25 protein-coding genes are annotated in these 21115 nt (G+C 64.9%); 19 read left to right on the top strand and 6 right to left on the bottom strand.

The window, feature by feature from the left end; genetic code table 11:
* Positions 1 to 8 precede the first annotated feature (8 nt).
* Positions 9 to 962, bottom strand: a complete 954-nt coding sequence (locus ACL02S_RS08520) for an HpcH/HpaI aldolase/citrate lyase family protein (RefSeq protein WP_412801781.1) — start codon at positions 960 to 962, stop codon at positions 9 to 11.
* A gap of 62 nt (positions 963 to 1024) precedes the next feature.
* Between ACL02S_RS08520 and ACL02S_RS08515 the strand changes: the two genes are divergently transcribed.
* From ACL02S_RS08515 to ACL02S_RS08470, 10 genes are all read left to right on the top strand, one after another.
* Positions 1025 to 2290, top strand: coding sequence for a magnesium transporter MgtE N-terminal domain-containing protein (locus ACL02S_RS08515; RefSeq protein WP_412801780.1), 1266 nt, complete (start codon positions 1025 to 1027; stop codon positions 2288 to 2290).
* A 72-nt stretch (positions 2291 to 2362) separates the two neighbouring features.
* On the top strand, positions 2363 to 3013 hold the full coding sequence (locus tag ACL02S_RS08510; protein WP_412801779.1) for a DUF1003 domain-containing protein: 651 nt from the start codon (positions 2363 to 2365) through the stop codon (positions 3011 to 3013).
* Between the two features lie 83 nt (positions 3014 to 3096).
* Positions 3097 to 4572, top strand: a complete 1476-nt coding sequence (locus tag ACL02S_RS08505) for a lytic transglycosylase domain-containing protein (RefSeq protein ID WP_412801778.1) — start codon at positions 3097 to 3099, stop codon at positions 4570 to 4572.
* 109 nt (positions 4573 to 4681) lie between these two features.
* Positions 4682 to 5581, top strand: a complete 900-nt coding sequence (locus ACL02S_RS08500; protein ID WP_412801777.1) for a lytic transglycosylase domain-containing protein — start codon at positions 4682 to 4684, stop codon at positions 5579 to 5581.
* Positions 5582 to 5600: 19 nt separating this feature from the next.
* Positions 5601 to 6737 carry an Mrp/NBP35 family ATP-binding protein gene (locus ACL02S_RS08495; protein ID WP_412801776.1) on the top strand — a complete coding sequence of 379 codons (1137 nt, stop codon included), beginning with the start codon at positions 5601 to 5603 and terminating at the stop codon, positions 6735 to 6737.
* Positions 6738 to 6767: 30 nt separating this feature from the next.
* A complete protein-coding gene (locus tag ACL02S_RS08490; protein WP_412801775.1) occupies positions 6768 to 7076 on the top strand; it encodes a DivIVA domain-containing protein in 309 nt (102 codons plus the stop codon).
* A 174-nt stretch (positions 7077 to 7250) separates the two neighbouring features.
* On the top strand, positions 7251 to 7931 hold the full coding sequence (locus tag ACL02S_RS08485; protein ID WP_412801774.1) for a cupin domain-containing protein: 681 nt from the start codon (positions 7251 to 7253) through the stop codon (positions 7929 to 7931).
* A 53-nt stretch (positions 7932 to 7984) separates the two neighbouring features.
* Positions 7985 to 8566, top strand: a complete 582-nt coding sequence (locus tag ACL02S_RS08480) for a DNA-3-methyladenine glycosylase I (protein WP_412802076.1) — start codon at positions 7985 to 7987, stop codon at positions 8564 to 8566.
* Positions 8567 to 8717: 151 nt separating this feature from the next.
* Positions 8718 to 8885, top strand: a complete 168-nt coding sequence (locus tag ACL02S_RS08475; protein ID WP_011211259.1) for a DUF3117 domain-containing protein — start codon at positions 8718 to 8720, stop codon at positions 8883 to 8885.
* Between the two features lie 63 nt (positions 8886 to 8948).
* Positions 8949 to 9773, top strand: coding sequence for a putative RNA methyltransferase (locus tag ACL02S_RS08470; protein ID WP_412802075.1), 825 nt, complete (start codon positions 8949 to 8951; stop codon positions 9771 to 9773).
* A gap of 27 nt (positions 9774 to 9800) precedes the next feature.
* Here ACL02S_RS08470 and glgA read toward each other — a convergent pair whose 3' ends face one another.
* A complete protein-coding gene (glgA, locus tag ACL02S_RS08465; RefSeq protein WP_412802074.1) occupies positions 9801 to 10958 on the bottom strand; it encodes a glycogen synthase in 1158 nt (385 codons plus the stop codon).
* Positions 10959 to 11095: 137 nt separating this feature from the next.
* Between glgA and glgC the strand changes: the two genes are divergently transcribed.
* A complete protein-coding gene (gene glgC, locus ACL02S_RS08460) occupies positions 11096 to 12310 on the top strand; it encodes a glucose-1-phosphate adenylyltransferase (protein WP_412801773.1) in 1215 nt (404 codons plus the stop codon).
* Here the strand turns inward: glgC and ACL02S_RS08455 are convergent.
* Positions 12307 to 12528, bottom strand: coding sequence for a hypothetical protein (locus ACL02S_RS08455; RefSeq protein WP_412801772.1), 222 nt, complete (start codon positions 12526 to 12528; stop codon positions 12307 to 12309). The two genes, glgC and ACL02S_RS08455, sit on opposite strands and share 4 nt — an antisense overlap.
* Positions 12529 to 12631: 103 nt before the next feature.
* The gene (locus ACL02S_RS08450; protein ID WP_412801771.1) at positions 12632 to 13264 is read right to left on the bottom strand and encodes an O-methyltransferase; all 633 of its coding nucleotides are present in this window, start codon (positions 13262 to 13264) and stop codon (positions 12632 to 12634) included.
* A 287-nt stretch (positions 13265 to 13551) separates the two neighbouring features.
* Between ACL02S_RS08450 and sigE the strand changes: the two genes are divergently transcribed.
* The 8 genes from sigE (at position 13552) to ACL02S_RS08410 (ending at position 19230) form a co-directional block, all read left to right on the top strand.
* On the top strand, positions 13552 to 14211 hold the full coding sequence (gene sigE / locus ACL02S_RS08445) for an RNA polymerase sigma factor SigE (protein ID WP_412801770.1): 660 nt from the start codon (positions 13552 to 13554) through the stop codon (positions 14209 to 14211).
* Positions 14212 to 14272: 61 nt separating this feature from the next.
* Positions 14273 to 14656 (top strand): hypothetical protein, encoded by a 384-nt coding sequence (locus ACL02S_RS08440; protein ID WP_412801769.1) that lies wholly within the window; start codon positions 14273 to 14275, stop codon positions 14654 to 14656.
* Between the two features lie 10 nt (positions 14657 to 14666).
* Positions 14667 to 16202 carry a trypsin-like peptidase domain-containing protein gene (locus ACL02S_RS08435; RefSeq protein ID WP_412801768.1) on the top strand — a complete coding sequence of 512 codons (1536 nt, stop codon included), beginning with the start codon at positions 14667 to 14669 and terminating at the stop codon, positions 16200 to 16202.
* A 33-nt stretch (positions 16203 to 16235) separates the two neighbouring features.
* A complete protein-coding gene (gene tatB, locus ACL02S_RS08430; protein ID WP_412801767.1) occupies positions 16236 to 16667 on the top strand; it encodes a Sec-independent protein translocase protein TatB in 432 nt (143 codons plus the stop codon).
* A 52-nt stretch (positions 16668 to 16719) separates the two neighbouring features.
* Positions 16720 to 17577, top strand: coding sequence for a hypothetical protein (locus ACL02S_RS08425; protein WP_412801766.1), 858 nt, complete (start codon positions 16720 to 16722; stop codon positions 17575 to 17577).
* Between the two features lie 358 nt (positions 17578 to 17935).
* Positions 17936 to 18313, top strand: a complete 378-nt coding sequence (locus ACL02S_RS08420; RefSeq protein WP_412801765.1) for a hypothetical protein — start codon at positions 17936 to 17938, stop codon at positions 18311 to 18313.
* A gap of 27 nt (positions 18314 to 18340) precedes the next feature.
* The gene (locus ACL02S_RS08415; protein ID WP_412801764.1) at positions 18341 to 18655 is read left to right on the top strand and encodes a hypothetical protein; all 315 of its coding nucleotides are present in this window, start codon (positions 18341 to 18343) and stop codon (positions 18653 to 18655) included.
* A gap of 242 nt (positions 18656 to 18897) precedes the next feature.
* Entirely contained in the window at positions 18898 to 19230 is a 333-nt protein-coding gene (locus tag ACL02S_RS08410; protein ID WP_412801763.1) for a hypothetical protein, read from the top strand.
* A gap of 39 nt (positions 19231 to 19269) precedes the next feature.
* Here ACL02S_RS08410 and ACL02S_RS08405 read toward each other — a convergent pair whose 3' ends face one another.
* Together ACL02S_RS08405 and folP are read right to left on the bottom strand one after the other, a co-directional pair.
* Positions 19270 to 20208, bottom strand: coding sequence for a glucosyl-3-phosphoglycerate synthase (locus ACL02S_RS08405; protein WP_412801762.1), 939 nt, complete (start codon positions 20206 to 20208; stop codon positions 19270 to 19272).
* Complete coding sequence (gene folP, locus ACL02S_RS08400; RefSeq protein ID WP_412801761.1) at positions 20205 to 21089, bottom strand: dihydropteroate synthase; 885 nt, start codon at positions 21087 to 21089, stop codon at positions 20205 to 20207. Before folP ends, ACL02S_RS08405 begins: the two co-directional genes overlap by 4 nt.
* Positions 21090 to 21115: the final 26 nt, after the last annotated feature.

Here is a 21115-nt window from a genome sequence, read left to right as displayed (position 1 = left end):
TTCTGCTATCACGAAGGATGCTGTGGTGGAGTGAAACGCGTGGTGCGCGTCATTCCGGCGGCCCGGCCCTGCTCCGCGATCACCTGAGCCATCTTGGCACTCGCCTCATCGATCATCTCGTCACCGAGCATCACCGCGCCCCTGGCACCACCGGCGGGCGAGGTGTGGAAGGCATAAGCATCCAAGATCATTTCGGCACGATCGTAATCCGCCTGACGCGGGCTGAAGACCTCGTTCGCCGCCTCGATCTGGCTCGGGTGCAGCACCCACTTACCATCGAAGCCGAGCGCCGCGGTGCGCGCGGCCGCTCGCCGGAACCCCTCGACATCCCGGATCTGTAAATACGGCCCGTCGATTGCCTGGAGGCCGTGGGCGCGGGCGGTGAGCAGGATGGTCATCAGAATGTGGTGATAAGCATCACCCGTGTCGTATCCCTCCGGTTGTTCACCGACCACGAGAGTCCGCATATTGATACCTGCCATGAAGTCGGCCGGCCCGAAAACCAAGGCCTGCACCCGGCGGCTCGCCGTAGCGATCGCATCGATATTGCGCAATCCCAGCGCATTCTCTATCTGCGGTTCGATACCGATCCGGCCTATATCCAGGCCACATACCTTTTCCAGCTGAGTCAACAGCAAGTCGAGCGCGCGCACCTGACCAGCATCGGTCACCTTGGGTAATAAGATCGCATCCAGCACCGCGCCCGCGCCTTCGACCACGGAAATAACGTCGGTATAAGTCCATTCGGTGGTCCAGTCGTTCACCCTGACCACACGCAGCTGCTGTCCCCAGCCGGAATCATTAAGCGCTGCAACAATATTCGCACGTGCCTCAGCTTTGGCGACCGGCGCGACCGCGTCCTCCAGATCGAGAAATACTTCGTCGACCGGCAACGTCTTGGCTTTCTCGATCATCTTCTTACTGCTGCCAGGGCAGGCGAGCACAGAACGGCGCGGCCTCATGATCACTCCCTCGATGGTGGCGCGGTACGAACATTCCGTCGGCGAACCTTTAGCCTGGCAGCATGGCAGCTACCAGGGTGTACGTCGCCAGGCTCGCCGGCCTGGTGGTGCTGGGACCAGACGGCGAGTCTATCGGCCGAATCCGGGATGTCGTCGTAGCAATTCGCTATGACCGCCAGCAACCGCGGGTACACGGCTTGGTGGTCGAATTGTTCACCCGACGACGCATTTTCGTACCGATCTTGCGAGTCACCGCGATCGAGCCGGGCGTAGTCACGCTGAATACCGGAACAGTCAGCCTACGGCGTTTCACGCAGCGCCCCGGTGAGATGCTCGCCTTGGCGCAAATCGTGGATTCCACGGTGCAGGTGGAAGACCCGGACCTGCCCGACCTGGCCGGAGTCGATGTGCATGTGGCCGATCTCGGCATCGAGCAGGCCCGTGGCAGGGACTGGCTGGTCACCAGGGTCGCGGTACGCGGTCACCGCAGGCTCGGGCGCAGGCGCACGATACATGTGGTGCAGTGGAGCGCGGTCTCCGGCCTGACTCCGTACGAGATCAGCAGACCGGGACAGCACGTCACCCAACTGCTGGAGCAGTTCGAAGGAATGCGCCCGGCCGATGTGGCGCAGTTGTTGCGCGAACTACCGGAGAAGCGTCGTGTCGAAGTAGCCATCGCGCTGGATGACGAACGCCTCGCCGATGTCGTACAGGAGCTGCCCGATGACGAGCAGGTCGAGTTGCTCAGCCATCTGGAGGTGCGCCGAGCCGCCGACCTCCTGGAGGCGATGGACCCGGATGACGCCGCCGACCTGTTGGGCGAACTTCCCGAGGGCGAGGCCGAATCGCTGCTCGCCTTGATGGACCCGCAAGAATCCGAACCCGTCCGCAGACTGCTCGAGCACTCCCCGTACAGCGCGGGCGGTCTGATGACGCCGAAACCGGTCATCCTGACTCCGTCGACCACAGTGGCCGAGGCACTGGCCCGGGTACGCAATCCCGATCTGACCCCCGCGCTGGCCTCCATGGTGTTCGTCGTCCGGCCGCCGACCGCCACACCGACCGGCCGCTATCTGGGCACGGTGCATATCCAGCAGTTACTGCGCGAACCCCCAGCCCATTTGGTCGGCGGCATTATGGACACCGATCTGTCGACACTGCGCCCCGAGCTTCCGCTGACCGCGGTAACCCGCTACTTCGCGACCTACAACCTGGTCTGCGGTCCGGTGGTGGACGAGGAGAACCACCTGCTCGGGGCAGTCACCGTCGATGACGCGCTCGATCATCTGCTCCCTGAGGACTGGCGCGACCAGGAAGAAACAGCATGAGCGGTCAGGCCCGTAGGAGGCAGCGCAGCATCACCACGCAGGGCCCCGCTCGTGCTGGAAAGGACTACCAGCATGAGTGACAAGGACCCGGTGACACGACTCGGCTACAGTAATGCCCGCCAGCGGCTGGAGACCCCGGTCGAAACCCGGTTCCGGCTGGATTGGGATGCCGAGGCGCTGGCCCGCAGCAGTGAGCGGGTGGCCCGGTTCCTCGGCACCGGACGGTATCTGGCGATCCAGACGATCGTGGTGCTGCTCTGGATCGCGGTGAACGCCTTCGTGATCACGCTGCAGTGGGACCCGTATCCGTTCATCCTGTTGAACCTGGCATTCTCCACCCAGGCCGCGTATGCCGCGCCACTGATCCTGCTCGCGCAGAATCGGCAGGACAACCGGGACCGGGTTGCGCTGGAGGAAGATCGGGTACGGGCCGCGCAAACCAAGGCGGACACCGAGTTTCTCGCCCGCGAACTCGCGGCACTGCGAATCGCGGTCGGCGAGGTGGCCACCCGCGACTACCTGCGCCGCGAATTGGAAGAGATGAAAGGGATTCTGGATCGGATCGAGTCCACGGAATTCCCGAACAGCAAGACTCGCCCAGAAGGATCCGAAAAAACCGATCGCAAGAAAAGATCCGGCCGAAAGCGGGCTGGGAAACCGGTTTCGCCGGGAGTAACTGATGATCGGCCGGAAATACCGAACAATGACCTGACCGGTGGGTAACCTGTATCACGTTGTCCTGAGCGGCCCGGGCGGGGATGCCCTGGACACCCGCTACCGTGACGTCGAGGATTGGGTGTGGCCGAATGCGTGTATCTGTTCCGGTAACAGTCTCGGCTCTACTTGTCGCCGGTGTCGTAGCCAGCGGCTCGGCACCGCGGACATCGCAGCTGGTTCAGTCACCGGAGACGTCGGCATCGGGCACGGTGGCCAGGGATACGGAATTGTCTCGGATCGTGGGATTCCTGCCGGTGACGGCGGCGGGCCCGCGGCGGTTGCGGGCAGTGACACCGCTCGCGGGCGCGGTTCCGGTACAGGACGTTACGCTGCCGTCGACGGGGAGCGGCGCCCTCGGGATTCCCGAAGTGGTGCTGGCGGCTTACCGGAACGCGGAGCTGTCGTTGGCGGCCTCGACACCAGGGTGCGGATTGTCGTGGAGCCTGCTGGCTGGCATCGGACGGATCGAGTCAGGACATGCCAGGGGTGGCCGTACCGACTCAACAGGTACGACAGTGCAACCGATCTATGGCCCGGCCCTCGACGGCAGTTTGCCGGGTAACGAGATCATCCCGGACGACCACGGCGGGTATGTACGGGCGATGGGCCCGATGCAGTTCCTGCCGAGCACGTGGAAGATGTACGAGGCGGACGGCAATGGTGACGGCGTGGCCGATCCGCACAATGTGTTCGATGCGGCATTGGCCGCGGGAAAGTATCTGTGCTCGGGGGGGTTGAATCTGCGCGACCCGGCCCAGGAGTTGCGAGCGGTACTGCGATACAACAACTCGGTAGCGTACGCGGCGAACGTATTGAGCTGGTCGATCGCCTACCGCAGCGGCGGGGCACCGGTACAGGTACTGATTCCACCCGGAGCGATCCCACCGGGGACGGCCTCGCCCACGCCACGGGCACCGGAGGCGATCATAGTCGACTACTCCCCTCCTTCCACCGATCCGGAGCAGCAGGAACCCACCACGGAACAGCCGCAGCCGCCCGCCCAGGTAATGATCACCATTCCAGGCCTGCCGCCGATCCCGTGCGGCATTCTCTGCCCCGCACCACCCACCTGGCCGGGTGATCCATGTGTGGTGCAGCCGGTTCCAGCGCCGATGCCGGGTACGAACCGGCCCGCGATCGAATACACACCGCTGGCATCGGCGCAACCCTATGGCGCCACGCCCACTGACATAGGGGGCACAACGGTGAACGGGCAACCCGGCAGACATATCGCCGGCTGCGCACGCCCCGGCGCGGTCCCTGCTCCCGACCCGGTCCTCACTCAGGGCACCGCACCACGCACCGATCCCGGACCGACCACCACCCCCCTCGAACCCGAAACCCCGGCACCTCCGCCAGAGCAGGCAACCCCGGCAACCCCGGCAACCCCGCCGGAGCAGGCACCCCGACTAGAGCGGTCCGAGCCGGCCACCCCATCGGACCGACCCGGATCCGCCGCCGCACCAGCCCAACCCGAACCCATCCCCCAACCCCTCGTCCCCCAACCCGCCATCACTCTGCCCTTCGGCATCGTCATCCCCCTCCCCGCACCACCCCGGCCATGATCCCCGCCCGAAAGAAGATCACGAAGCAGTAACAAAAAGGTCTCGAATACGGTAACCTCCCTGGGGCACAACGCAAAGCGCACCGTAAGCCAGGGAGGGGCACCGCACCATGGGACGTCATCGAAAGCAGCAGCCCGCCACCGGCAGAAGGAATTCCGTTATCGCGTTGACCGGGCTGTTTCCCGCTGGTCTCGTAACAGGTACGCCGGTCTCCGCCGGCGGCAGCGCAGTGCCCGTTTCGGTCACGGCAGGCGCTCAGGACGAGAATCCCGGCGCGCAGGGCCATCCCGATACGCAGGGCCATCCCGATACGTACAGCGCCGAGCGGCAAACCACCGCATCCGCCGCCGCGGGCGAACCCATCTCGCACGCGATGGCGAAGCCGGTGCCCACTGCGGCTCCGATCGTGAAAACCGTTGCATTGCCCGACGGTCGCCAGCCTGCCGCGCTACCCGCGGGCCCACATGGCATTCCCGGTATCGCCGCCGCGGCCTACCAGAACGCGGAGCGTGTTCTAGCGGTGGAGAATCCGATATGCGCGGTGCCGTGGTCACTGCTGGCCGGTATCGGCCGGGTGGAGTCGACGCACGCGTTCGGCGGCAAGGCCGATACCGAGGGCAATCCACTGAGCCCGGTCTATGGCCCGGTACTGGACGGCTCACTCACCGGCAACCATATCGTCTACGACTCCGACGAGGGCGCGCTGGACGGCTCGGCCGGTTACGACCGCGCGATCGGCCCGATGCAGTTCCTGCCGGAAACCTGGAAGCACTACGCGGCCGACGGCAACGGCGACGGCGTAGCCGATCCGCAGAATTTCTTCGATGCCGCACTGACCGCGGGGAAGTATCTGTGTGATGGCGGGTCGAACATGCTCGACCCGGCCCAGAAGGCCAAGGCGATCCTGCGCTACAACCACTCCATGGCGTACGTCACGAACGTCATGGCCTGGGAAAATTCCTACAGCACCGGGATGCCACCCCGGCCCGGGGACCTACCGAGAATTTGACACCCCTAAAATTTCTGCCATGTCAGTGGTTACGGAATCGGATGTGCGAGGTGCCCTCGCGAAGGTCGACGACCCGGAGATCCGTAAGCCGATCACCGAGCTAGGCATGGTGAAGAGCATCACTATCGGCGCTCAGAGCGATGTCCATGTAGAGATCTATCTCACGACAGCGGGTTGCCCGTTGCGCACCGAGATCACGCAGCGGGTGACCAAAGCCGTCGCTGACGTACCCGGTGCGGGCGCGGTGACCGTCGAGCTCGACGTCATGAACGATGAGCAGCGCACCGCACTGCGCAAACAGTTGCGCGGCGACTCGGCCGACCCGGTCATCCCATTCGCACAGCCGGGCTCACTGACCCGGGTCTACGCGGTCGCCTCCGGTAAGGGCGGTGTCGGCAAATCCAGTGTCACGGTGAATCTCGCCGCCGCGATGGCCACACGTGGCCTGTCCGTGGGCGTACTTGACGCGGATATCTACGGCCACTCCATTCCGCGCATGCTCGGTACCGACGCCAGGCCGACACAGGTCGAACGGATGATCATGCCGCCCGTCGCGCACGACGTGAAGATGATCTCGATCGCGCAGTTCACCCAGGGCAACACCCCCGTAGTGTGGCGCGGACCCATGCTGCACCGAGCGTTGCAGCAGTTCCTCGCCGACGTGTTCTGGGGCGACCTGGACGTCCTGCTGCTCGACCTGCCGCCTGGCACCGGTGATGTCGCCATCTCCATCGCGCAGCTGATCCCCGGCGCCGAAATCCTGGTCGTCACCACTCCGCAGCCCGCGGCGGCCGAAGTAGCCGAACGGGCAGGCGCGATCGCGCTGCAGACCCGTCAGCGGATCGCGGGCGTAGTAGAGAACATGTCCTGGCTGGACCTGCCCGACGGCACCAGGATGGACCTGTACGGCTCCGGCGGCGGACAGGCCGTCGCCGATCGACTCACCCGCGCCGTCGGCGCCACCGTGCCACTGCTCGGTCAGATTCCCATCGAGCAGACGCTGCGCGAATCAGGTGACGAAGGCACCCCGCTGGTATTGCGCGATCCACAGAACCCGGCAGCCAAAGCGCTACTGGAAATCGCAGGAAAACTCGCAGTACGCCGCCGCGGTCTCGCAGGCATGTCCCTCGGCATCGACACCACCCGCCACCTATAGGCGAACCCCACGACGACCTAAGCTCGGGGCATGCCAACCCTGTTGCAGTATGTGCTGTTCGTCGGATTGATCGCCGCGGTGTTGTTCTTCCTGGCCAGTACGGTGTTCGGGCGGTCGGAAGAGCTGGGTCCGTTGCCTGCGGATACCACGGCCACCGTACTGCCTGTCGAGGGCATCACCGGAGCGGATGTGCGCGCGCTCCGGTTCCAGCAGGCAGTACGTGGCTACAAGGCCAGCGAAGTGGATTGGGCGCTGGCCAGGCTGGCCGCCCGGATCGATGAACTCCAACACCAGCTGGCCGCGCGGTCGCAGGCACCGGTGGGACCAGAGCCGAAGTAGCCGTATCCGGACAACCGCGCCCCACCATGCGACAGGTGTGTATCGACACCGGGTGAAAGCGATACTGCCGTCCCTTCATTTCCGCGATCGGGAGATACACTTCCGAGGTCGAGACCTTCGGCAATCCGCACCGTTGAGCGTTGTCACCGAGTACCACGCGAAGAATGGAGCGCCATGTCGAACGATTCGCCGCCCGACAGGCCGGGAATGAGCCGCCGCGCCGCGCTCGGGACCGGTGCCGCGCTGGGGGCAGGCTTGGCCACTGCGGCAGCCGCGTGCGCGGAGGCAGCGCCGAGCGGCTTACCGAACACCGGCGAGGTGGACGAGAACCTCAACGACTCTTCGCATTTGTTCCGCCTCAGCGCCAGCGAGCCGAAGCAATTCGATGGCGGCAACCTACGGGGCGCGCACGAGAACAACTTTCCGGTGTTGGCCGGACAGAACGGATCGGTGTATTCGGTCCGGCTGGAGCCGGGCGGTATCCGCGAGCCGCACTGGCACCCCACTGCGTGGGAGCTGAACTATCACATCTCCGGCAGCGCCAAATGGACCATCCTCGGCACCCATCCCGACGGCCGTTACCGCACCGATGTCTTCGAGGCGCATCCGGGTGATCTCGTCTTCGCCCCGCAGGGCTACTTCCACTACTTCGAGAACGCTCGAACCGACACACCCCTCGAAGTGTTGATCGTTTTCAATACCAGCGCCCAGGAACCCTATGACGATATCGGCCTTCGTGGCGCACTGAATTCCATTCCGCGGGATGTAACCGCCAGGGTGCTCGGCATTCCCGAATCGGCCTTGGCCGGAATACCGGATGATCTCGAACCGGTTGTGATCACCAGTCGCGGCTGATTACTGCGACCATCCGGCCGACGCCGCGATGGTTGAATAGGCCTGTGAACGAGATCCGAGCAGGTCAGGGCACGTGTTGGGGAACGAAGGGACAGTTCGCCGATCCCCTCTATCAGAGGTATCACGACGAAGAGTGGGGTAAACCGCTACACGGCGATGACGCCTTGTTCGAGCGACTGTGCCTGGAGGCGTTCCAGTCCGGCTTGTCCTGGCTGACCATCCTGCGGAAGCGCCCGGCTTTCCGTGCGGCGTTCGCAGGGTTCTCGATCGAGCGCGTCGCAGAGTTCGACGAGGCCGACCGCGCCCGGCTGATGTCCGATGCGGGCATCGTCCGCAATCGGCTCAAGGTGGACGCGGCGATCGCCAACGCGCGTGTTGCCCGTGATCTCGATATCGGCTTGGACGAGCTGCTCTGGTCATTCGCACCAGCACCGCGCCCGCGCCCGCGCAGCAGCGCCGACGTACCCGCTGAAACAACCGAATCAGTCACTCTGGCAAAGGAATTGAAGCGAATAGGATTTCGTTTCGTCGGCCCGACTACCGCGTACGCCCTGATGCAGGCAACCGGCATGGTCGATGATCACCTGGCCGATTGCTGGGTGGACAATTACCGGTCCAGCACCGCCCTGCCGTGAACTTTTCGAACTCAGGTATCCGTCCACATCCGCGATAGGGAAGAATAGGACGAGCGTAGTTCGCCAAAAGCCGGCGAGCTCGCTGGTTGGTAACAACTGGAGTGCCTAGGACAATGCGCAGCAGACCGCGCAGATCTGGAGGGAGCAGAGGATGGCGGCCATGAAGCCCCGCACCGGGGACGGTCCCCTCGAGGCGACCAAGGAAGGTCGTGGAATCGTCATGCGAGTTCCACTCGAGGGTGGCGGGCGTCTAGTCGTCGAACTCACGCCGGACGAAGCAGCGGCGCTCGGTGACGAACTGAAGAGTGTCACCAGCTGAGTGGGCGGAGCTGAGCATTCGGCTCTCACCGCCGCGGCCGGTTTTCTGGCCTGCCCCGAATGTATGCGGGCACAGCGGGTTCCCGAGGAGCCCGAGCTCGAAGCATATGATCGGGTACTGCGCTGCGGATACGGGCACAGCTTCGACATCGCCAGGCAGGGCTATGTCAGCCTCCTGACCGGCGCATCCACCAAGATGACCGGGGACACGGCGGCCATGCTCGACGCGCGGGCCGCTTTCCAGCGCGGCGGGCACTTCATCCCGATCGCCGATGCGGTGACGCATACCATGACCGCATGTGTGCGCGCGGGCGCGGTGCTGGAAGTCGGCGCGGGTACGGGCTATTACCTCGCTCGGGTACTCGACGCCACTCCACAGGCACTCGGTATCGCGCTGGACGTGGCCAAGCCGGCGGTCCGGCGATGCGCTCGTGCCCATCCACGGGCCGCGGCGGTGCTGGCCGATGCCTGGCGCGGGTTACCCCTTCGCGACGGCGCGCTCGCCGGCGCACTCTCCGTCTTCGCACCACGTAATCCCGGCGAGGTCGCCAGGGCACTCGCCCCGGACGGCCGCTTCGTCGTCGCCACCCCTACCGAACGCCATCTCGGCGAACTGATCGATCCGCTGAGTATGGTGCGCGTCGACCCGGACAAGGACCGCAGGCTCGACGCCGCGATGGCGGGACATTTCGAGCCGGTAGAGCAGCGCCTGGTGGAATACCCGATGGCGCTCGACCGAGCCGAGGTGGCGCATATCGTCGGTATGGGGCCGTCCGCTCATCACACCACCGCGGCGGACGAGCGCCTCACCGGATTGCCCCAGACCCTCGAGGTCACCGCGTCGGTTCTGGTGAGCACCTATCGACCCGCGGTGGGAACAGTGCGATAAGCAGGTACTCGACCCTTGTCCACGGCGTCAGCCCTTACGAACGGCGTCATAGACCTCTGCGGTGCGTGCCGCGATACTCGACCAGTCGAATTCGGCGACCGCCCTGGCTCGGCCCGCAGCGCCCAACTCGGCCGCCAGTGCGGGATCACCGGCGATCTCGTTCACCGCGTCGGCCAACGCGCGTTCGTAGTCTTCGGTGGCGCCCGCGTCGTAGTGCACCAATCGTCCGTTGCGACCGTCCGCGACAACCTCGGGAATACCGCCGACATCGGAGGCGACCACGGCGGTCGCGCAGGCCATCGCCTCCAGGTTCACGATGCCGAGCGGCTCGTACACCGACGGGCACACGAAAACCGACGCAGTGGTGAGAATTTGCCGGATCTGCTCGGTCGGCAACATATCTCGGACCCAGAACACGTTGTCGCGCCGCCGTTGCAGTTCCCGCACCGATGCGGCGACCTCCTCGGCCAGTTCCGGGGTGTCCGGTGCGCCCGCGCACAGCACGAGCTGGATATCGGAATCGAAACCGTTGGCGGCGGCCAGCAGATGCCCGACCCCCTTCTGTCTGGTGATGCGGCCGACAAATGCCACGGTCGGCCGATCCGGCCGGAGCCCGAGCTCCGCGATCATCGAAGGCGAGTCATCGGCGACCGGGCCAGGATGCCAGATCCCCACGTCGATACCGTTGTGCACCACGTGCACCCGGTCCGGGTCTACTGCCGGATAGGCGTCGAGCACATCGCGGCGCATCCCCTCGCTCACCGCGATGACCGCGTCGGCGTGCTCGACAGCATTGCGTTCCGACCACGACGAGAGCCGGTAACCACCACCGAGCTGCTCGGCTTTCCACGGTCTTCGCGGCTCCAGCGAATGCGCGGTCAGTACATGGGGAACGCCGTACAGTGTCGCGGCCAGATGCCCGGCAAGGCCGGTGTACCAGGTGTGCGAGTGCACCACATCGACCTCGCCGACGGCGTCGGCCATCCGCAACTGCGCGGACATCATCCGCAGTGCGGAATTGGCCGAGGCGAGCGACGGATCCGATTGGTGCACTACAGCATCCATACGAGGGGCACCCATACAGTGCACGGTCACCTCGCACAGCCGACGCAGATGCGCCGCCAGCTCGGTGACATGCACACCGGCCCCGCCGTATACCTCGGGTGGGTATTCACGGGTCAACATAGCGACCCGAAGCCGGTCCTGCTCTTCGGAATGTAACGCCGAGTGCCTGCCGTTCGTGCCGAAGCTCACCGCTACAAACTAAACGTTCATGTCGGTGGGGGCCACTCATGCGCGAGTCACCCGGTAGTTTGGCAGATGTGAGGAGCCAGCCGCACGTATTAGGGATCGTGCTCGCCGGTGGCGAGGGGAAACGACTCTTTCCGCTCACAGCCGATCGCGCCAAACCCGCCGTACCATTCGGCGGTGCATACCGCCTGATCGACTTCGTACTCAGCAACCTGGTCAACGCGGGTTTTCTGCGACTGTGTGTACTCACCCAGTACAAGTCGCACTCGCTGGACCGGCATATCTCGCAGACCTGGCGGCTGTCCGGTTTCGCGGGTGAGTACATCACCCCGGTACCCGCGCAGCAGCGGTTGGGACCACGCTGGTACACCGGCAGCGCGGACGCGATCATGCAGTCGCTGAACCTGATCTACGACGAGGACCCGGAGTACATCGTGGTGTTCGGCGCCGACCACGTGTACCGCATGGACCCGGAGCAGATGGTGCGCCACCATATCGATTCCGGCGCCGGTGTCACTGTGGCAGGCATCAGGGTGCCGCGCAGCGAGGCGAGCGCATTCGGCTGCATCGACAGCGACGACGCCGGCCGGATCACCCAGTTCCTGGAGAAACCCGCGCATCCGCCGGGCACCCCAGACGACCCGAACGTCACGTTCGCTTCCATGGGCAACTATGTCTTCACCACCAAAGTGCTGGTGGATTCGATCAGAGCGGACGCGGACAACGGCGACTCCGACCACGATATGGGCGGTGACATCATCCCGGCGCTGGTGTCCGCGGGCCAAGCGAGCGTCTACGACTTCGCCGACAACGAGGTACCTGGCGCGACCGACCGGGACCGCGGATACTGGCGCGATGTAGGGACTATCGACGCGTTCTACGACGCGCATATGGATCTGGTCTCGGTGCACCCGGTCTTCAACCTCTACAACCGGCACTGGCCGATTCGGGGTGCGGCCGAGAACCTCCCGCCCGCGAAGTTCGCCCAGGGCGGACTGGCGCAGGAATGCATCGTCGGCGCGGGCAGCATCCTTTCCGCGGCCACCGTACGCAACTCGGTGCTCAGCGCCAATGTCATGGTCGATGACGGCGCCACCGTGGAAGGCTCGGTACTGATGCCGGGCGTCCGGATCGGACGTGGTGCGGTGGTGCGGCACGCCATTCTGGACAAGAACGTGATCGTCGGCGAAGGAGAGATCATCGGGGTGGACACGGCCCGTGATCGCAGCCGGTTCGCCGTCAGCAACGGCGGTGTGGTCACGGTCGGCAAGGGCGTCTGGGTCTAGGGCCCTCCCGAGAACGACACGGCAGGCTCCGGACAGAACGGCGCGCACGGACCTGGGGTGCGCGGCGTCGTCGTTCGCGGCGTATCGCCGAAGTCGGCGGTGCTGACCAAATAGACCATCAGCACGGCGAACAGCAGCACCGCGCCGAGAGCCAGCATCGTCCATCCCCAGTGCAGCGGACGCGGACGACGCTTGTCATCGTCCCAGAGGAACATCATCGTCGCACCCCATCCGCTTTCCCGACCTGCTCGGAGTATGCCGTACCACGTGCCGAATCGTGGCCGTAGAGAGCCGAATACGCGAACCCGCCGGACGAACTCACTAACCGCGCGAGGCGCAGAGCAATCCGTCGCCGACCGGAATCAGCACACTGGTCAGCCTGGGGTCCTCCGCGATGACGCGAGTAGCGGTACGCACCGCCTGCGTAGCCGGATCGCGCTGCGTGGTATCCGGTACCCGTCCGCCGAGCAACGCGTTGTGTAGGAGAATCGCCCCGCCGTTACGTAAGAGACGCACCGCCTGAGCAACGTACTCCGGATGCTCCAATGGCGCCGCATCGATGAAGACCAGATCGTAGGCGCCATCGGCCAGCCGCGGCAGCACGTCCGATGCGCGCCCGTTGATCAGGCGGGTACGCGCGGGCGGTATGTCGGCGGCACGGAAGGCTTCCTTGGCCGCGCGCTGATGCTCCGGTTCCCAATCGATGGTGGTGAGTGTGCCGTCCTCGCGCATCCCGTCGAGCAGCCATAGTCCGCTGATGCCCGCGCCGGTGCCGACCTCGACCACTGCCCGTGCGCCGAGTAGCTGTGCGTACATGCTCAGCAGCGCGCCCACCGCGGGCGGCACGGGTTCGGTACCGAGTTCGGTCGCCCGTTCGCGCGCGCTGATGAGGATCTCGTCTTCCACGACGGATTCCTCCACGTAGGCGAGATTTCGCTCCAGATTCGATGCCACGGTATGAGGCTAACGCCGGGCAGGTGGTCACGGCGTTCCGGACAACACGCGCTGCCCCCATTTTTCGGCAGCCGATTTTCTCAGGTACACCTCAGGATCTGCATAACTCGGCCATATCAGGACCAGAAAGAGTATGAGCAACGCAAGACCACCGACCGTATTGACCACGGATCCGGGAACAACGACGTACCTGACGTCGGTTGTATCCATACGTGACGGACCGCAGACCCGGCCCCCAGCGAGTTCCTCGGTTTATGCGGTCCCTAGTAGGAGGTAGGCCCGTCCACATGGTCGATGCGGCGCACGAATACGCCACCCTGTCCGAGCAGGCCCTGTCTGCTGAAACCGGCTCCGCCGAGGAGCCGGTCACGCTGACCGGGACCGCTGCCTTCGATGCCACCGGTGACCGCTCGGCGATGCCGTCGTGGGACGATCTGGTCCGCGAGCACGCCGACCGGGTCTACCGTTTGGCCTATCGCCTGTCCGGCGATGCGCAGGACGCGGAGGACCTCACCCAGGACACCTTCATCCGGGTGTTCCGCTCGCTGTCCAACTACCAACCGGGTACCTTCGAGGGCTGGTTGCACCGCATCACCACCAACCTGTTCCTGGATATGGTCCGCAGGCGTAGCCGCATCAGGATGGAAGCGCTGCCAGAGGACTACGATCGCGTTCCTTCCGAGGGGCCGGATCCCGAGCAGGCATATCACGACGCCCGCCTCGATCCGGACCTGCAATCCGCCCTGGATTCACTGGCGCCGGAGTTCCGCGCCGCGGTGGTCCTCTGCGATATCGAAGGGCTGTCCTACGAAGAGATCGGCGCTACGCTCGGAGTGAAACTGGGCACTGTGCGCAGTCGAATCCACCGCGGGCGCCAAGCTCTACGGGACTACCTTGCGCATAATGGAAGTAAGCAGCGGTTCGCCGCTGACACGAATATCGGGTGATCCGTCGGAAGTCGTCATCACCCGCGAATCGGTCCATGACGGCGGAAAGGGTGAGCACCGAATGAGTGGCGACTTCAGCACTGCCGGTCGTCCGCATCGCTTCCGCCCCACCGAGCATCTGGCGAGCGAGGCTATCGCCGCATATGTGGACGGCGAGCTGCGGATGAATGCCTATCTACGCGCTGCCCAGCATCTTTCGCTGTGTCCGGAGTGCGCGGCAGAGGTCGATGCGCAGCAACAGGCGCGTATCGCGTTGCGGCACGCGGGCCATATCGCCATTCCTACCGGACTGCACGACAGCCTGACCAGGATTCCGCTCGCGGAGCTACCCGACGGCACCTCCAGCGCATCCGGACCCGGTCGGCCTCAGCCCAACGAGGCGGTTTCGGGTTCTTCGGCCGGTTCGTTCACCGCGACTCGATGGACTACATGGTGGCGCAAGTAGAGTTTCTCGCGTGACCACCGAATCGACGAATTCCGGATCGGGCGAGACCTCGGATTCGGCGGCCAACCGCGGGAATCTCCGTCCACCGGACGCGCCCGTGCTCGGCCCGCGCCCGGTCTACCGGCCCCATGTCGACACGCATACGGCGCGTGCCTTCCGCAGACCGTCCGGCTTATCCGGTTCCTTCGCGGAAGCACCACCGATTCGCACCGCGGGTTCGGCACGACAGTCGGGACCCGAACTGCACAACAGCCCGCCCGACGCGGTGTTGGCCGAGGCGTTCGGCCGCCCCGAAGGGTCCACCGAGCTGCTGCAACGCGACCCTGATGCGATTGCCCCCACACCGGTAGCAGGCCCGGCCGATCCCTGGCGCGATCCCGAGGCCGCCGCACGCCTCGGCGCTCCCGCAGTGCCGAGGCCAACGCCACAGCCATTGCCACGAGCCGAGCGGCTGAGCGCGCGCGAGGTGCTGTTCGGCTCGCGGGTCGCACCGAAGGCACTGGCCCTGCTCGCCGTGGTCGCACTCGGCATCGGACTGGTCGGCGGACTGGTCGGCAGGCTGACCGCGGAAACCACCTCGGCGCTCACATCCCGCAAAGTCACCTTGGAACAGGGCAGTGCGGGCACCCGCCCACACGGCCTGATCGCGCAGGTCGCCAACGCCGTACTACCCTCGGTCGTCTCGATCCGGGTCACCGTCGGCGACAATGGCGCCACCGGATCCGGGGTGGTGATCGATGGTGCCGGGTATCTCGTCACGAACAACCATGTCATCTCGATGGCAGCCCAGGACACGAGCGGCAGGGCCGCGATCCGGATCCAATTCTCCGATGGCACCTGGGCGCCCGCCGAGATCGTCGGCCGCGATCCGAAGAGCGATTTGGCCGTCCTGAAGGTCGATGTGAAAAATCTCACAGTAGCGCAACTCGGCAAGTCCGAGGAGGTTCAGGTGGGCGATGACGTCTTGGCCATCGGCTCACCACTCGGCCTGAGCAAGACGGTGACCTCAGGTATCGTCAGCGCCCTGCATCGCCCGGTAGCGCTGGGAGGCGAGGGCACCGACACCAATGCCGTGATCGACGCGGTACAGACCGACGCATCGATCAACCCGGGTAACTCCGGCGGCGCGCTTGTGGATATGAACGGCCGGGTGATCGGCATCAATACCGCGAACCGCACCGAAACCGGCGGCTCGGTCGGGCTCGGCTTCGCGATCCCGGTGGACAAGATGACCGAAGTCGCCCAAACCTTGATTCGCGACGGGGTGATCCACCACCCGATACTCGGGGTCAGCCAACGCACCAAACAGGTAGCCAACGAGTGGACCAGCGGTGCGGAAATCGCCGATGTGGCTCCCGGCGGCCCCGCGGCCAAAGCCGGGATCGTCGAGGGCGACATCATCGTGAAGGTCGGCGACCGAGAGGTGAGCGGGCCGGAAGAACTGGTCGTCGCGGTACAGTCGCACGAGATCGGCGAGACGGTGAACGTAGTCTTGATCCGCGATGGCCGGCAGGTAGACGTGCCTGTGACCCTGGAATCCGACTGAGCCGCTGGTCGCGGCACCGGGTAGCCTGATTACGTGTTCAGCAACATCGGCTGGGGCGAGATGATCATCTTGCTCGTCGCCGCTCTCATGATCCTCGGCCCGGAGCGCCTGCCCGGTGCCGTGCGCTGGACCATGCGCAGCCTACGGCAGGTGCGTGACTATGCCAGCGGCGCCACCTCCCAGCTGAAGCAGGAACTCGGGCCGGAGTTCGAGGATCTGCGCAAACCGCTGGCCGATCTGAACCAACTGCGCGGTATGACACCGCGCGCGATGGTGACCAAGCATCTTCTCAACGGCGACGATTCGGTGTTGCAGGATCTCAGCCGCGCGATGCCCGATCCGAAAGACCTGTACGGCACGAACAGCGGAATGCCGGACCACCCCATGACGAAGCTGGATAAGCCGAAGCTGGATAAGCCGTTGGAACACAACGAACGTCCCCCGATCGACTCCGATGCCACCTGATCGGTCAAGCAGTCTAGACACCAGATGGGTTCCGGCTGTCTAGACTTCGCACATGTCGGCCGATGATGTGGCACGCGTGTTCGCAATCAAGGACAAGGTCGAGCGACTGAAGGCGGCCACCGACAGGGTGGCGGCGGCCCAGCAGACCATCAACGAACTAACCAGGATTCGCCGTTCGGTGATCCGGGAGCTCCATGCCGAAGGCTGGACATTCGCCAGAATCGGTGCGGCAGCAGGCCTTTCTCGTGCCCGCATCCACCAGGTGAGTACTCAAGGACCGGTACCGGAGGGCCTGTTCTTCGGGCACGGCCCACTCACCATCCTCGCCCCGGAATTGCCCGCCGGACAAGTGATCGGCGCGCCGGATCCAGCCGCACCACAGCGGTTGGCGGAACTACTGCGCCAACTCGATTTCACTGTCGCGGTCGAATATTTTCGCCCCGGCCACCCGATCGATCTGCGGCGCGACGGACTGATTGTGCTCGGCGGTCCAGAACTTTCTCCCAGTCTGCGGCAGCTGGTAACTTCCGATCCACGGCTGCGGCGCACCGTGGCCAGGGTCGGTGACACACGCCGGGGAATCGAGGACCGGGCCGCACGGCGGGTGTATCGGCCCGGCGGACCGGAACCACACGACATCGCTTATCTAGCCAGGCTGCCCCGGCCCGACGGACGCGGCAGCGTACTGATGATCGACGGCATGCATCCGCCCGGCTCACTCGGCGCTATCCGGCTGCTCGCTACCAGGCTGGCCTGCTTGTATGAGCGGGCGAGCGTTCACCGATTCTCGGTACTGATCGCCTGCCGCTTCGACCGGGCCACCGGAGAACCATCGGAAACCCAACTGCTCACACCGGTCTACCGCCACGATTCCGAAAACCGCGTCCCCACATCGAGTCTGCGCCGCTGAACCCCGCGCACCCTACGGCAGGCCGCCGGTGCGTTCGAGGCGAAGAGCACCCACCCTACCTTTGCGGCCTTTGTGTTATCGATCACCTGAGCTTTCCCCTCCGCTCCCCTACCGGCTCCTGACAACCCACCCGAAATAGCTGGAAGGTAACCTGAATACCGAGAAAGCATCGGGTGCATAATCGAGGTGCACTGTCCGCGAGCTCCGCATCGCCTGTGCAGCGCAGCGCTACGCTCGGCAGCACAGCTTTCGCCGAAGCCACTGATCCGGTGGTGCCATCACCCACTGGATCATCCACAACGTCGGCCGAAGGATGCCCTCGATCTCACTCAACCATCGACAAGATCCAGAGGAAATCGTGAATCCGTTACTGCTCATCGGCGGCATCGCCCTGGTAGGGGGGCTGATCGGCCTGATAACTACCGTGCTGCTACGACCGAGAGCAGCACGTGCTTATCTGAGCGTCGCCGATCTACAAGCTCGGCTCGCGCGAGAACGAACGGCCGTGCCGCTCAGCCCGGCAAACGAGAACGAACCAATGGCCGATAGCGAACAACCACAGGGAGACGGAAGCGGACAGGCGATGCCGACAATTCGCCAACAGCCGCCGCCCACACCCGTGGATGACAAGAACACGAAGGAGAAGGCCGTAGACGTGCCGATTCAGGCGGACAGCACAGCCGAACCGCGGGCAGACGACACCGTCCCCGGCGAACAGCGCGGACACACCGAATAGACCCACCATAGCCAGGCTGGCGAGCGGTTGCCGCTGCTCTCGGCGCTGCGCCTGCGGATAGCCGATGGCGCAGCGGTCGCGGTGGCCACCACAATGGATACCACTCCCGACTGGAAGCTGTTGTCCGCCGTTGATACCGCATCATGGGGTGGGGTGGACCGCGATGCGCGAGCACTGCTCACCACAGGCCGCAGCGGCATAGTCGGCAGCGACGAATGCGCGACAGACAGCGCACGGACACCGGAGGAAACGGTGATCGCTATCGTCGCTCAGATCCTGACCGAGCGTGGCGGTGCCGCAGCCCGCCCGCTGAACCGTCTCAGTGGTCCCATTCACCGGTGAATCAGTTGCACTGAGGAATAACTGAGAATTCTCGACTGAGCGCGGTTCATCCGAGAGCCGCCGGGCGCCTTTCCGTCCATTCGACCAATGCGACACCTACCGTGTCGTATTCCCTCTTGCATGGTGTGCCCACTCGGCTCACACTTGATTTGCTGGAAGTTAACCATAGCTAGGTGACGGTGCGTTGCGCTGTAGCTCCGCCACACTCTGCCCGGCCCGCCCCACCGAGAGGAGATCGCGCCGTGACCGCCACCCAGATCGCCATCCTCTGCTCACTCGCCGGCGCTGTGAGTCTGATTGCCACCATCGGTATGCTGCACTGGCCGACGCTCCGGCGACGCAGGATCAGGGTGACCGAGCACGCAATCACCGAGCATATCCCGGCCCGGCTCCCCGCCTGCCCCATCGGCAAGCCCCAGCAACTACCTACCGAGCCGTTGACCGTGGCGGAGGCCCATGAACTCATGCAGCGCCACCGGATCTGCGAACCCGCCGAATGCGTCTACAAGAACGCGGCCTTCCGCACCCTGATCGAAGCCGGATATATGAGAGACCCACGTGCGGGCGGGAGCTGACCGACCACCGGAATCAGCGGCGAAAACCTCCGAAAACGTTCACGCCGCTGCCCGCTCGGGCCGCAGAGTATTCATCGGCGGCCGGTCGAGCAGCGACACCTCGGTACGATGCGCCGTGAACTCCCCAGCGATCAGCGGGAATTGGGTCAGCGCCGCACCCGAGTCCCGGACGCCACTTCGCCCGAGCGCAGTGCCGAGAATCTGGCGGCTCATCACCCCTAAGTCGGCCAGTGGCCGATTCCGATGTGTCCGGACCCCGAGGTTGACCTGGCCGATCGCGGACATACCGAGCCGATCATAGGTATCGAGCAGCAGTCCGATCTCTACGCCATAACCAGGCGCGAACGGCACCGAAGTGAGCAATTCCCTTGTCCCGGCGTATTCACCACCCAATGGCTGCAGCACCTGGGACAACTCCGGCCGCAGCGCCGCGAGCAATGGGCGCGCGACCAGTTCGGTGACCCGGCCCCCACCGTGTGCGTCCACCGCGTCCCCCTGCCGCAGCGGCCTGCGATAGTAGGCCTTGGACAGGTGCATATCATCGACGGTGAGCAGCGGGCCGAGCAACTTCGGTACGAAGGCCGGGTCAGGGTCGATCAGATCGGAATCGACGAAAGCGATCAGATCACCGCTGGTCACCGCCAGCGAACGCCAGAGAACCTCGCCTTTGCCCGGTACCGGATCCAGCTCCGGTACCGCCTGCTCACGGCTGATAACCTCGGCGCCGGCCGCGCGAGCTCGCTCCACGGTGGCGTCGGTGGAGCCGGAATCGAGCACCAGCAGCTCGTCGACCAGCGTGCCGAACAGCGGCCGGATACTGGCCACTACATCGGCCACGGTGCGCTCCTCGTTCAACGCGGGCAGCACCACCGATACGGTGCGTCCCGCTTTGGCTGCGACGAGCTCATCCACTGTCCAGTCCGGGATATCCCAGGTGTTGGTCTTCGCCCAAGTGGGCTCGCGGTGTTGAAATGTCATACCAGACCTCGCAAGGTTCGTGCGGGGGGGCGGATGCCCTGGATCGCGGCGATCATGTCCACCACTCGCCGGGTCGCGGCGACTTCGTGAACACGAAAGACTCGAGCGCCGGCCGCCGCTGACCATGCCGTTGCCGCCAATGTCCCCTCCAATCGTTCGGAAAGACCGACACCAAGAGTCTCCCCGATGAAATCCTTGTTGCTCAGCGCCATCAAGACAGGCCATCCGGTATTTACAAGAACGTCGACTCCCCGCAACAGTTCGAGGCCGTGATAGGTGTTCTTGCCGAAATCATGAGTCGGATCGATCAGAATCGAATCCTTCGCCACCCCGGCCGCGAGCGCGTTTTCGGCGGCATGCACCACTGTGCCGGTGACATCGTGCACGATATCGGCATAGCGGACCCGATGCGGCCTGGTGCGCGGCACCGCACCCCCGGTATGGCTGCACACCAGGCCCATGCCAGTGGCCGCGGCCACCGAGACCAGCTCTGGGTCGGCCCCCGCCCAGGTATCGTTGATCAGATCCGCACCCTCGGCCGCCGCTGCCGCCGCCACCTCGGCACGCCAGGTATCGACGCTGATCAACAGCTCTGGATATTTCCTCCGGATGGCCGCGACGAACGGGAGCACCCTGTGCTTCTCCTCTGCCGGGTGCACTGTATCGCCCGGCCCGGCCTTTACCCCGCCGATATCGACCAGATCGGCACCTTCGTCGACCGCGCGCGCCACCGCGTCCATGGCCGCGGCGTCGGTGAATGTGGCGCCACGGTCATAGAACGAGTCCGGCGTGCGGTTCACGATGGCCATAACCAGCGCCCGGTCCGTGGCTACTGGCCGACCGCACAGTGTGGGAAGCGGTGGCGCGGTCGAGCTGAACATGCCAACGACTGTAGCCAATCCGCCGA

It is taken from the genome of Nocardia spongicola, assembly GCF_047200775.1.
Lineage (GTDB): Bacteria > Actinomycetota > Actinomycetes > Mycobacteriales > Mycobacteriaceae > Nocardia.
This window is presented reverse-complemented; position numbering and strand designations above follow the sequence as displayed.

Excerpts from the sequence above, each read along its gene's own strand:
- ACL02S_RS08520 (WP_412801781.1), bottom strand. The coding sequence starts at position 962 with ATGAGGCCGCGCCGTTCTGTGCTCGCCTGCCCTGGCAGCAGTAAGAAG.
- ACL02S_RS08515 (WP_412801780.1), top strand. The coding sequence starts at position 1,025 with ATGGCAGCTACCAGGGTGTACGTCGCCAGGCTCGCCGGCCTGGTGGTG.
- ACL02S_RS08510 (WP_412801779.1), top strand. The coding sequence starts at position 2,363 with ATGAGTGACAAGGACCCGGTGACACGACTCGGCTACAGTAATGCCCGC.
- ACL02S_RS08505 (WP_412801778.1), top strand. The coding sequence starts at position 3,097 with ATGCGTGTATCTGTTCCGGTAACAGTCTCGGCTCTACTTGTCGCCGGT.
- ACL02S_RS08500 (WP_412801777.1), top strand. The coding sequence starts at position 4,682 with ATGGGACGTCATCGAAAGCAGCAGCCCGCCACCGGCAGAAGGAATTCC.
- ACL02S_RS08495 (WP_412801776.1), top strand. The coding sequence starts at position 5,601 with ATGTCAGTGGTTACGGAATCGGATGTGCGAGGTGCCCTCGCGAAGGTC.
- ACL02S_RS08490 (WP_412801775.1), top strand. The coding sequence starts at position 6,768 with ATGCCAACCCTGTTGCAGTATGTGCTGTTCGTCGGATTGATCGCCGCG.
- ACL02S_RS08485 (WP_412801774.1), top strand. The coding sequence starts at position 7,251 with ATGTCGAACGATTCGCCGCCCGACAGGCCGGGAATGAGCCGCCGCGCC.
- ACL02S_RS08475 (WP_011211259.1), top strand. The coding sequence starts at position 8,718 with ATGGCGGCCATGAAGCCCCGCACCGGGGACGGTCCCCTCGAGGCGACC.
- ACL02S_RS08470 (WP_412802075.1), top strand. The coding sequence starts at position 8,949 with ATGCGGGCACAGCGGGTTCCCGAGGAGCCCGAGCTCGAAGCATATGAT.
- glgA (WP_412802074.1), bottom strand. The coding sequence starts at position 10,958 with ATGTTGACCCGTGAATACCCACCCGAGGTATACGGCGGGGCCGGTGTG.
- ACL02S_RS08455 (WP_412801772.1), bottom strand. The coding sequence starts at position 12,528 with ATGATGTTCCTCTGGGACGATGACAAGCGTCGTCCGCGTCCGCTGCAC.
- sigE (WP_412801770.1), top strand. The coding sequence starts at position 13,552 with ATGGTCGATGCGGCGCACGAATACGCCACCCTGTCCGAGCAGGCCCTG.
- ACL02S_RS08440 (WP_412801769.1), top strand. The coding sequence starts at position 14,273 with ATGAGTGGCGACTTCAGCACTGCCGGTCGTCCGCATCGCTTCCGCCCC.
- ACL02S_RS08425 (WP_412801766.1), top strand. The coding sequence starts at position 16,720 with ATGTCGGCCGATGATGTGGCACGCGTGTTCGCAATCAAGGACAAGGTC.
- ACL02S_RS08405 (WP_412801762.1), bottom strand. The coding sequence starts at position 20,208 with ATGACATTTCAACACCGCGAGCCCACTTGGGCGAAGACCAACACCTGG.
- folP (WP_412801761.1), bottom strand. The coding sequence starts at position 21,089 with ATGTTCAGCTCGACCGCGCCACCGCTTCCCACACTGTGCGGTCGGCCA.